This window comes from Streptomyces boncukensis (assembly GCF_011045075.1).
GTDB classification, from domain to species: Bacteria; Actinomycetota; Actinomycetes; order Streptomycetales; family Streptomycetaceae; genus Streptomyces; species Streptomyces boncukensis.
The window spans coordinates 17,493-27,358 of record NZ_JAAKZZ010000036.1; the positions used below are offsets into that span (position 1 = coordinate 17,493).

At 71.8% G+C, this 9,866-nt stretch carries 11 protein-coding genes; 2 read left to right on the forward strand and 9 right to left on the reverse strand.

Going from position 1 to position 9,866, the window contains the following annotated elements; translation table 11 throughout:
* Nucleotides 1–9: 9 nt before the first annotated feature.
* Both G5C65_RS06005 and proB read right to left on the reverse strand, forming a co-directional pair.
* A complete protein-coding gene (locus tag G5C65_RS06005) occupies nucleotides 10–396 on the reverse strand; it encodes a hypothetical protein (RefSeq protein ID WP_165297572.1) in 387 nt (128 codons plus the stop codon).
* 232 nt (nucleotides 397–628) lie between these two features.
* Nucleotides 629–1,777 carry a glutamate 5-kinase gene (gene proB, locus G5C65_RS06010; RefSeq protein WP_165297581.1) on the reverse strand — a complete coding sequence of 383 codons (1,149 nt, stop codon included), beginning with the start codon at nucleotides 1,775–1,777 and terminating at the stop codon, nucleotides 629–631.
* A 304-nt stretch (nucleotides 1,778–2,081) separates the two neighbouring features.
* Here proB and G5C65_RS06015 point away from each other — a divergent pair, with 304 nt between their 5' ends.
* Complete coding sequence (locus G5C65_RS06015; protein ID WP_165297573.1) at nucleotides 2,082–4,190, forward strand: hypothetical protein; 2,109 nt, start codon at nucleotides 2,082–2,084, stop codon at nucleotides 4,188–4,190.
* 152 nt (nucleotides 4,191–4,342) lie between these two features.
* Here the strand turns inward: G5C65_RS06015 and G5C65_RS06020 are convergent, their stop codons facing one another.
* Together G5C65_RS06020 and G5C65_RS06025 are read right to left on the reverse strand one after the other, a co-directional pair.
* Nucleotides 4,343–4,678, reverse strand: a complete 336-nt coding sequence (locus G5C65_RS06020; RefSeq protein ID WP_165297574.1) for a DUF397 domain-containing protein — start codon at nucleotides 4,676–4,678, stop codon at nucleotides 4,343–4,345.
* On the reverse strand, nucleotides 4,638–5,486 hold the full coding sequence (locus tag G5C65_RS06025; RefSeq protein ID WP_165297575.1) for a helix-turn-helix domain-containing protein: 849 nt from the start codon (nucleotides 5,484–5,486) through the stop codon (nucleotides 4,638–4,640). The genes G5C65_RS06020 and G5C65_RS06025 overlap by 41 nt, the downstream gene beginning before the upstream one ends.
* Before the next feature lie 89 nt (nucleotides 5,487–5,575).
* On the opposite strand from G5C65_RS06025, the gene G5C65_RS06030 reads away from it, so the two are divergent.
* Nucleotides 5,576–5,986, forward strand: coding sequence for an ATP-binding protein (locus G5C65_RS06030; protein ID WP_338146249.1), 411 nt, complete (start codon nucleotides 5,576–5,578; stop codon nucleotides 5,984–5,986).
* Between the two features lie 24 nt (nucleotides 5,987–6,010).
* Here the strand turns inward: G5C65_RS06030 and G5C65_RS06035 are convergent, their stop codons facing one another.
* The 5 genes from G5C65_RS06035 to G5C65_RS38400 all read right to left on the reverse strand — a co-directional run.
* Nucleotides 6,011–6,604 (reverse strand): Uma2 family endonuclease, encoded by a 594-nt coding sequence (locus G5C65_RS06035; RefSeq protein ID WP_165297576.1) that lies wholly within the window; start codon nucleotides 6,602–6,604, stop codon nucleotides 6,011–6,013.
* A gap of 19 nt (nucleotides 6,605–6,623) precedes the next feature.
* Nucleotides 6,624–8,066 carry a GTPase ObgE gene (obgE, locus tag G5C65_RS06040; protein ID WP_165297577.1) on the reverse strand — a complete coding sequence of 481 codons (1,443 nt, stop codon included), beginning with the start codon at nucleotides 8,064–8,066 and terminating at the stop codon, nucleotides 6,624–6,626.
* Between the two features lie 125 nt (nucleotides 8,067–8,191).
* Entirely contained in the window at nucleotides 8,192–8,449 is a 258-nt protein-coding gene (gene rpmA, locus G5C65_RS06045) for a 50S ribosomal protein L27 (protein WP_165297578.1), read from the reverse strand.
* 13 nt (nucleotides 8,450–8,462) lie between these two features.
* Nucleotides 8,463–8,786, reverse strand: a complete 324-nt coding sequence (gene rplU, locus G5C65_RS06050) for a 50S ribosomal protein L21 (RefSeq protein WP_165297579.1) — start codon at nucleotides 8,784–8,786, stop codon at nucleotides 8,463–8,465.
* A 277-nt stretch (nucleotides 8,787–9,063) separates the two neighbouring features.
* Nucleotides 9,064–9,866: histone H1-like repetitive region-containing protein (locus G5C65_RS38400; protein WP_338146250.1), on the reverse strand; the 803-nt coding region annotated here is incomplete at its 5' end.

Here is a 9,866-nt window from a genome sequence, read left to right on the forward strand (position 1 = left end):
CCTCCAGCCTCAGAACGGGTGGACGCCCACCGGGGAGGCGGGCGGAGGACCGTAGCCCTCCGCGATGCGCTGGTGGTACGTGTCCCGCCCGATCACCTCCAGGCCCACGATCTCCCACGGCGGCAGCTGCGCCGAGGCGCGGTGCTCGCCCCACAGCCGCAGGGCGACGGCCGCCGCGTCGTGCAGGTCGCGGGCCTCTTCCCAGTAGCGGATCTCGGCGTGGTCGTTCGCGTACCGGCTGGTGAGCAGAAAGGGGTGGTCGTGTGCGAGCTGCTCCAGCGCCCGGCGCACCTCCTTCAGCGGGGCCTCGTCGCCCGCCACGCTGAGGGTGATGTGCCAGAGCCGGGATTCGGGCTGGGGAGGAGATCCCACATCGACGCTGGCCAGTCGTCTCACCGGTGGCCTCCTGGAGTGGTGCTGGTGTCGTGCTGGTGTCGTGCGCGCATACCGCTGGTCTTGTCGCGGTGACGGCGCTCCTGCTGCGCCCCTGCAACAAAGTTGACCAGCCCGACGGCGCGCGCGTGGCGGTTTTCCGGAACGTGTCCGTGGAAAGGCTGGTCTTTTTCCGATCTCGCTCACGTATGACGGCCGTCAGGGAAACATGACGGCGAGCGGGCCCGGATCGCCGTCAGTCGCGCAGCAGCACCAGGTCGTCGCGGTGGATGACCTCCCGCTCGTAGGCGGGGCCGAGTTCGCGCGCCAGCTCGTGCGTCGTCCGTCCGAGCAGCCGGGGCAGTTCCCTCGCGTCGAAGTTGACCAGACCGCGGGCCACCGCGCGGCCCTCGCCGTCCCGCAGCTCGACCGGGTCGCCGGCGGTGAACTCGCCCTCGACGCGGGCGATCCCGGCGGGCAGCAGCGATGTGCGCCGCTCGACGACCGCGCGGACGGCGCCCTCGTCCAGCACCAGCGCGCCCAGCGGGGTGGAGGCGTGCGCGAGCCAGAGCAGCCGCCCGGCCGCCCGGCGCCCTGTGGGGTGGAAGTAGGTGCCCGTGGGGCGCCCCGCGAGCGCGTCGGCGGCGGACGCGGCGGAGGTGAGGACGACGGGGACGCCCGCGCCCGCCGCGATCCGGGCGGCCTCCACCTTGGTGGCCATGCCGCCGGTGCCGACCCCGGCGCTGCCCGCGCTGCCGATGTCGAGCCCCTCCAGGTCGTGCGGGCCGCGGACCTCGGCGATCCGGGAGGTGCCGGGGGTGGCGGGGTCGCCGTCGTACAGCCCGTCCACGTCGGACAGCATGACCAGCAGGTCGGCGCGGACCAGGTGGGCGACGAGGGCGGCGAGGCGGTCGTTGTCGCCGAAGCGGATCTCGTCGGTGGCGACCGTGTCGTTCTCGTTGACGATCGGCACGGCGCCCATCGCCAGCAGCTGGTCCAGCGTGCGATAGGCGTTGCGGTAGTGGGCGCGGCGGCTGGTGTCGTCGCTGGTGAGCAGCACCTGGCCGACCCGGCGGCCGTAGCGCGCGAACGAGGCCGTGTAGCGCGCGACCAGCAGCCCCTGGCCCACGCTGGCGGCCGCCTGCTGGCGGGCCAGGTCGCGGGGGCGCTTGGCGAGGCCGAGCGGGGCGAGCCCGGCGGCGATGGCGCCGGAGGAGACGAGTACTATCTCGCGATCGTCCCGCTCGGCGCGTTTGGCGAGGACGTCGACCAGGGCGTCCACCCGGTCCGCGTCCAGGCCGCCCGCCGCCGTCGTCAGCGACGAGGAGCCGACCTTGACCACGATCCTGCGCGCCCGCCGGACGGACGGCCGCTCGCCGCCGCCGGCCCCGTCCCTGGTGTCCACCGTGTCCGCCGCCGTGTCCTCCGCTGTTTCTGCCCCTGTCACGCTCCGCAATGTACGCCAGCCCGGCGGCGGGGAGCGCGCACGGTCCGCCCCGCGGACCCGTGAGGGACGTGTGACGGAGGCATGAGGGCCGCGTGCGGGACAGGTGAGGACGGCCGCCCTCCGCCCCCGCAGCGGTTACCCAGAGGCTCAAGATTGTCACCGAGCCCGTCCGCGTCATAATACGGTCGGTGGTAAGCCTGGCGTCATCTGCCGGCCACCCCGCATCCGAACATCTCGACTCTCCATGCCAGGAGCCCAGCCCGTGCCTGCTGCCGGACTACCCTCACGACGCACCGTCCAGCTGACGGCGCTGCTCGCCCTGCTGGTGTTCTACACCGCGCAGCTCGCGGGCGCGCTGCTGCCGAACGTGCCCGTCTTCGTCGCCGCGTCCCTGGGGGGTCTCGCGCTCGACGTCTACCTCACGCACCAGCAGCCGGGACTGCTGTCCCTGCTGGGCCGGGTGCGCTTCGACGTCACCACGCGCCAGCTGCTGCGCGACATGCTGATCGTCATCGGCCTGGTGCGCATCCCGGACGTCCCCTCGGACATCGAGCGCCCCCTCACCTTCCTGCTGCTGGCCGCCTACGCCGCGCACTTCCTGAGCCAGGCGGTGGCCCAGCTGGCGCGGCGGGCCCGCACGCTGCCCGTCCTGACCCGGAACATCGACACCTCCGGCCTGCGGCTCACCGCCGCGCCGCCCCGGCTGCTGGCCCGCCAGCCCAGCCGGCGGCTGCTGCGGTTCTCCATCCCGGGCACCCTCGGGCTGATGCTGACGGCCGGCCTGGACGTGTCCGCCTGGGGCCTCGTCGGCGTCTCCGTCACCCTGCTGCTCTCCCTCGGCAGCGCCGCCTGGCTGTCCACCTGGCTGCTGCCGAAGAAGCGCCGCGCGAACGACCAGCAGGTGCTCACCTGGCTGGACGGCTGGCTGGCCGACTACCGGCCCACCGTCGGGATGTACTTCTCCGGCGGCCAGTCCTCCGCGTACCAGGCGAACATGTGGCTGTCCACGCTGGCCGAGCTGGACGGCAAGCCGCTGATCGTGCTGCGCGAGCGGTTCATGGTGCAGAAGATCGACGCGACGGACATCCCCATCGTGTGCATCCCCAAGGTGGCCGACCTGATGCGGCTGGAGCAGTCCACCCTGCGGCTGCTGCTGCACCCGGCGAACTCCGGCAAGACCTCGCAGGTGCTGCGCATCCCCAGCATCAAGCACGCCTTCATCAACCACGGCGAGAGCGACAAGCTGTCCTCCTGCAACCCGTACGCCAAGGCGTACGACCAGGTGTGGGTCGCCGGACCGGCCGCGCGCGAGCGCTACCAGCTCGCCGAGGTGGGCGTCGACGACCGCGACGTCGTCGAGGTGGGCCGCCCGCAGCTCTCCCCGATCCGCCCGTACGACGGGCCGCCGCGCGGCGCGTACACCACCGTGCTGTACGCCCCCACCTGGGAGGGCTGGGACGGCAACCCGGGCAACACCTCCGTCGTGCTGGCGGGCGAGAACATCGTGCGCGCCCTGCTGACCGACCCGGCCGTGCGGCTGCTCTACAAGCCGCACCCGATGACCGGCTCCGTCGACCCCCGCGCGGGCGAGGCCGACCGGCGCATCCAGGCCATGATCGCCGAGGCGAACGCGGGCCGGTCCGGCGCCCGGCCTGGCCCGGAGGCCGCCGCCGAGCTGGAGCGCCGCACCGCCGAGCTGGACCGGATCACCACCACGGCGTTCCGCCGCAGCGCGTGCGAACAGGAGCGGATGCTGCTCCAGGGCACCCCCGAGGCGGGCCGCGCCGAGCAGGTGGCCGCCGCGACCCGCGCCTGGGAAGAGGCGTACTGGGCGTCCTTCCCCGAGTGGGAGCACCAGATCGTCACCGGCCCGCGCCCGGCGATCTTCACCTGCTTCAACCAGGCCGACGTGCTGGTCTCCGACGTCTCCTCGGTCGTCTCGGACTTCCTGTCCAGCGAGAAGCCGTACGCGGTGGGCAACACCAGCGGGCTGAGCGAGGAGCAGTTCCGGGAGACCTTCCCGACGGTACGCGCCGGCGTCGTCCTCTCCCCCGACGCCGCCCAGATCCCGGCCCTCCTGGACGCCGTGCGCAACCCCGGCAAGGACACCCTGGCGCAGGCCCGCCGGGAGCTGAAGATCCAGCTCCTGGGCCCCTCGGACCCGCCGTCCATCGTCCGCTTCAACGAGGCCGCGCTGGCCCTGGCCGCCGAGGCGGAGCGGCGCAACGAGCGCGTCGCCCGCCGCGCCGCCGAGATCCCGGGCCAGCGCGAGGACACAGCCGCTTCCAGCGTGGAAGAGGGCGACCTGGACACGGCCCCCGCTTCCGGCTCGGCCGCCGACCCGGACCCGGAGGACGCGGTCACCGCCTGAGCGGTGTTTCTGTTACGGCGCCCCCGGCCCCGCTCTCGTCCGGCCGGGGGCGCCGGCGTTCCACGTGAGGGAGACCGAGAAGTTCGCCTCCGCCGCTGTCGGCCTCCCGCACCTGCACCCGTACGACGTCCCCCTCGTCGCCGACCGGCACCTCAACGGTGGGCCTCGACGAACGCTTCGAAAGCGGCGGCGGGGAAGGTGAGGTGGGGTCCGTCCGGGTTCTTGGAGTCCCGGACGGCGATGGTGCCCTTGCTGTGTGCGACCTCGACGCAGTCACCGCTCTTGTCGGCGCTGTAGCTCGACTTACGCCATGCGGCGCCGTTGAGGGGGGCGCATTCGACGCAGTCGCCGCTCTCGTCATCGCTGTAGCTCGACTTGCGCCATGCGGCACCTCTGAGTGGCGCACACTCGACGCAGTCGCCTCCCTGGTCGGAGCTGTAGCTCGACTTACGCCAGAAGCTGCGCCTCAGTTCCGGGATCGCACCCATATCGCTCCTCCATCACGCGTGAGATCAACTCCGCCGAGTCCTCCGGAGAGAGGGCGGAAGCACGCAGAAGATCGTAGCGGTGCACTTGCTCCTCGACGTCGCGCGGATTCACCGTCGCAGCCACCTGGGAGTAGGTCTCGCTGTACGCGACTGTCGGCTGGTTCTCCCTGACGTACAGATTGAACGCACCGGTGGTTCCTACGTGTGCTCCGCACCGGAAGGGGAGCACCTGGATCTGTACGTGCGGGGCAGCTCGATAGCTCGACAAACGTGCCAGTTGACTTCGCATGGCGTGCCGCCCACCGACCTCCTGGTACAGGACTCCTTCCCCGATAACCGCCCACAGCAACGGTGGCTCGTCCCAATCCAGCAGGCGCTGGCGGGCCATCCGCGCCGACACGTGCGCTTCCAGGTTCTTCTGGCCGAGTACACCGAGCAGCGCACGGGCATAGTCCTCGGTCTGCAGGAGACCGTGCACGATCTGCGGCTGAAAGACGAGGATCTTCTTGGCCGTTGACTCAAGCTCGGCGACCTTGCGCAGCCTGTACGGCAACGGCTGCCGCCGCACCAACTCCCAGGCCCGCATCAACGCCCCACTCGCACCCACCGCCTCATCCAGCCGGGGCACATGCTCATCCGTCGGGACCTTCACCGCGGTCTCGAACTGGCCGATCAGCGAGCCGGTCACGAAGACCCTCGCGCCCAGCCCGTCCAGTGTCAGTCCGGCCCTCTCCCGCCACCAGCGCAGCTCTGCGCCGAAGTAGTGGAGAGGGGACGCTCCGGGATCGAGTTTCTTCCTGTTGGCCATGGGAGCTCCTTCGCTCAACCAGCACAACCGCGCGGCACGTTGGTTTCAAGCCATAGCCCAGCGTAACCACTCCGACACACACTCGTCCCGTGAACTTCGATGTACGCCCGACCCCACAGCAGTTCCGGCACCAGCTCTACGTCGGCGAGCACTCGCCGTACTTCATGCGGCGGGCCGCGCGCATCTACCTGGACGTCTGGCAGTTGGTGCACCTCGCCCCGCCGGTGACGCTCGCACTGACGGAACTGCTCACCAACGTGCACCGGCACGTGCCGGACCGCTGGTGCGTCTCGACGGTGACCCGCACGCTCGACGGCGTACGGATCGAGGTCTACGACCGGAGCCCCGCCCTCCCCGTCGCGATGCCCCGAGCGGAACCGCTCCTGGAGTCGGGGCGCGGGCTGGTGATGGTCGAGCTGGTCACCGACAAGTGGGACGTCATCACGCACCGCGAGGGCAAGACCGTCTGGTGCGAACTTCTGGACCGGAGGAACCCGTGAGTGAACGCCCGGTACTGGACGAGATCATCCGGCGGCTGCCCGCCGACCCACGGCCGTGAGGTCCACGTCCACCGGGAACGGCACCGACAGCTTCAGGCGGTCGTGATGGATACCGGTGAGGGCGTAGACGGCGGTGGCCGGGTCACGCTCGTAGACGTACACGACCGCGCGGCCCCGGTCGTTCTCCACTCGCCAGTAGTGCGGGATGCCCGCTGACGCGTACTTGCGGGGCTTGGTGTCCCGGTCCCGGTCCTCGGAGTCGGGTGAGACCGCCTCGACCGCGAGGGCCACGTCCGGCGGCTCGTAGTACGTCGACGGTTCTTCGCGCTCGTACGCCTGTGTCGTGACGACCACCACGTCCGGCTCCGGCACCTGCCGCTTACCGAGTTTCACGGTCATTTCGCGGTCGGCGCGCAGCTCCTCGGGCGCTTGTCCGTCCAGCTCGCTCCACAGGAGGTTGATCACCCGGCTGTGCCACTTCTCCTGCGGGCTCACGAAGACCAGGCTCCCGTCGATGAGCTCGGTGTGCGGGGGGAGGCCGGTCAGCCGCAGGAAGTCCTCGGCGGTGAACCCACCGGCCGGCGGAATCACCCAGGCGGGCAGCGGCTCGACGCTCATGCGGCCAGCATAGCCTCCGTCACCGCTCGGACGAACCGAAGTCGTCGTACTCCCCCAGCTCCTCCGCGCGTTCCGCCTCGTGGTCGCGGCGGCGCTGGGCTGCGGGGCGGGGGGCGTCCATGCGGTGGTCCTCTCCCCGGCGGCCCAGCATCTCCGCTCCGGTCATCATGGTCGGTTCCCAGTCGAAGACGACGGCGTTGTCCTCGGGGCCGATGGCGACGCCGTCGCCCTCCCGCGCGCCCGCCTTGAACAGCTCGTCCTCGACGCCGAGGCGGGCCAGGCGGTCCGCGAGGTAGCCCACGGCCTCGTCGTTGTTGAAGTCGGTCTGGCGCACCCAGCGCTCCGGCTTCTCGCCGCGTACGCGGTAGAAGCCGTCGTCCTCCTTGTGGACCGCGAAGCCCGCGTCGTCCACCGGCTTGGGGCGGATCACGACGCGGGTCGACTCCTGGGCCGGGCGGGCGCTGCGGGCCCGGTCCACCAGGCCCGCCAGGGCGTGGGACAGCTCCTTGAGGCCCTGCCGGGAGACCGCCGAGACCTCGAGGACCGGGAAGCCGCGCTCCTCCAGATCGGGGCGGATGATGTCGGCGAGGTCCTTGCCCTCGGGGATGTCCGTCTTGTTGAGGACCACGATGCGGGGGCGGTCGTCCAGGCCGCCGTACTGCGCCAGCTCGGCCTCGATCACGTCCAGGTCGGAGACCGGGTCGCGGTCCGTCTCCAGGGTGGCGCAGTCCAGCACGTGGACCAGGACCGAGCAGCGCTCGACGTGGCGCAGGAACTCCAGGCCCAGGCCGCGGCCCTCGCTGGCGCCCGGGATCAGGCCCGGGACGTCCGCGATGGTGTAGACGGAGCCGCCCGCCGTGACCACGCCCAGATTGGGGACGAGGGTGGTGAAGGGGTAGTCCGCGATCTTCGGTTTGGCGGCCGAGAGGACGGAGATCAGCGACGACTTGCCCGCGCTCGGATAGCCGACCAGGGCCACGTCCGCGACCGTCTTCAGCTCCAGGACGACGTCCCGCGCCCCACCCGGCTCGCCGAGCAGCGCGAAGCCGGGGGCCTTGCGGCGGGCGGAGGCCAGCGCCGCGTTGCCGAGGCCGCCGCGGCCGCCCTGGCCCGCGACGAAGCGGGTGCCCGCGCCGATCAGGTCGGCCAGCACCTCCCCGTCCCGGTCCAGGACCACCGTGCCGTCCGGGACGGGCAGGACGAGGTCCTTGCCGTCCTGGCCGGAGCGGTGGCCGCCCTCGCCCGGCCTGCCGTTCGTCGCCTTGCGGTGCGGGCCGTGGTGGTAGTCGAGGAGGGTGGTGACGTCCGGGTCGACGACGAAGACGACGTCCCCGCCGCGCCCGCCGTTGCCGCCGTCCGGGCCGCCGAGCGGCTTGAACTTCTCACGGTGCACGGAGGCACAGCCGTGGCCACCGCTACCCGCGGCGATATGCAGCTCGACGCGGTCCACGAAGGTGGTCATTGCGGGGTGCCTCCTGCTTCCTGCTACTGGTCCCTGGGTTCCTGCGTAACGCACCGAGGGCGGACCCGCACCCCGTGCCTACGGGGTGCGGCTGTCCGCCCTCGGGAAGTGTCTGCGGTCGGCGCTTACTCGCCGGCCGGGACGATGTTCACGACCTTGCGGCCACGGCGCGTGCCGAACTGCACCGCACCGGCACGCAGCGCGAACAGCGTGTCGTCGCCGCCGCGGCCGACGTCGTTGCCGGGGTGGAAGTGGGTGCCGCGCTGCCGGACGAGGATCTCGCCCGCGTTGACGACCTGGCCGCCGAAGCGCTTCACACCGAGGTACTGCGGGTTGGAGTCGCGACCGTTCCGAGTGGACGATGCGCCCTTCTTGTGTGCCATTTCTCCTCAGTCCTTACTTCTTGGCCGGGGCGGGGATATCGGTGACCTTCAGCGCGGTGTGCAGCTGACGGTGGCCGATGCGCTTCTTGTATCCGGTCTTGTTCTTGTACTTCTGGATCCGGATCTTGTCGCCCTTGTGGTGGTCGACCACCTCGGCCTGGACCTTCACGCCCGCCAGCACCCAGGGGTCACTGGTGACGGCGTCGCCGTCGACGACGAGCAGGGTGGAGAGCTCGACGGTGTCGCCGACCTTGCTCTCAGACAGACGGTCAACCTCAATGACGTCGCCAACAGACACCTTCTGCTGACGGCCGCCCGTGCGCACGATCGCGTACACGCTCAGCTCTCTCTCACTCGGTCCGGGGCCCCTGACGCCAGCCGCCCGGCCACGCCCCGCGCGGGGGTGCGGATCTGATCCGGGAGGATTGGGCGGCCTCTCCCGCTCCCCGGATCACCAGGGCTCGGGAGGGAGTTGCTCAGGGGCGGGTGTGTCTACGACGACACGCCGACGGTCAAGGTTACGGGGCCGCTGTACGGCTGGTCAAACGGGGTCCCCGGGGCCCCGGACCAGGAGGATCCGGGTCCGGGGCCGGGTCCGGGGGCCTGCCGCGGGCTCAGGCGTCCGGGGCTTCCGCGGCCGGGGCCGTCACCGCGACGGGCGAGGACTGCTCGGCCGCCGCCGTCTTCTTGGCCGCGACCTTCTTGGCCGCCGTCTTCTTGGCGGTCGTCTTCTTCGCCGCCGTCGCCTTCTTGGCCGGGGCCTTCTTCGCGGTCGCCGTCTTCTTGGCCGCCGTCGCCTTGGCTGCCGTCGCCTTGGCCGTCGTCGTCTTCTTGGCGGCGGTCTTCTTCGCCGCCGCCTTCTTCGCCGGGGCCTTCTTGGCCGCCGTCTTCTTGGCAGCGGCCTTCTTCGCCGCCGGAGCGGACTCCGGCTCGGACTCGGACTCGGGGCCGGTGGCGGGGCCGTCCGGGGCCGCCTCGCCGGACGGCTCCGGGGCGCCTGAGGGGGGACCCGCCGGGGCCGTGGCCTTACGGGTCGCCCGGCGGCGCGGACGCTCCGGCTCCGGGACGGACGGGGCGACGGCCGACTCTGCGGGCTCCGCCTCCGGGGCCTGGGCCGGTGCCTGGGCCTGGGCCGGTTCCGGCTTCGGTTCCGGCTCCGGGGTGCCCGTGCGTTCGGCCGCCGTGACGACCATCACCGCCGTGTCCTCGGACGTGCCCGGCGAGCCCGCCGGAGCGGTCACCTTACGTGTCACCCGGCGGCGCCGACCCGGACGGGACGGGGCGACGGCCGCCCCTGCCGATTCCGCCTCCTGGGCCGGGGCAGGTTCCGGTTCCGGCTTGTGCTCCGGCTTCGGCTCCGGCTCCGGCTGCTCGGCCGGTTCCGGGGCCGCGGACGCGGCCAGGACCGGGGCGGGAG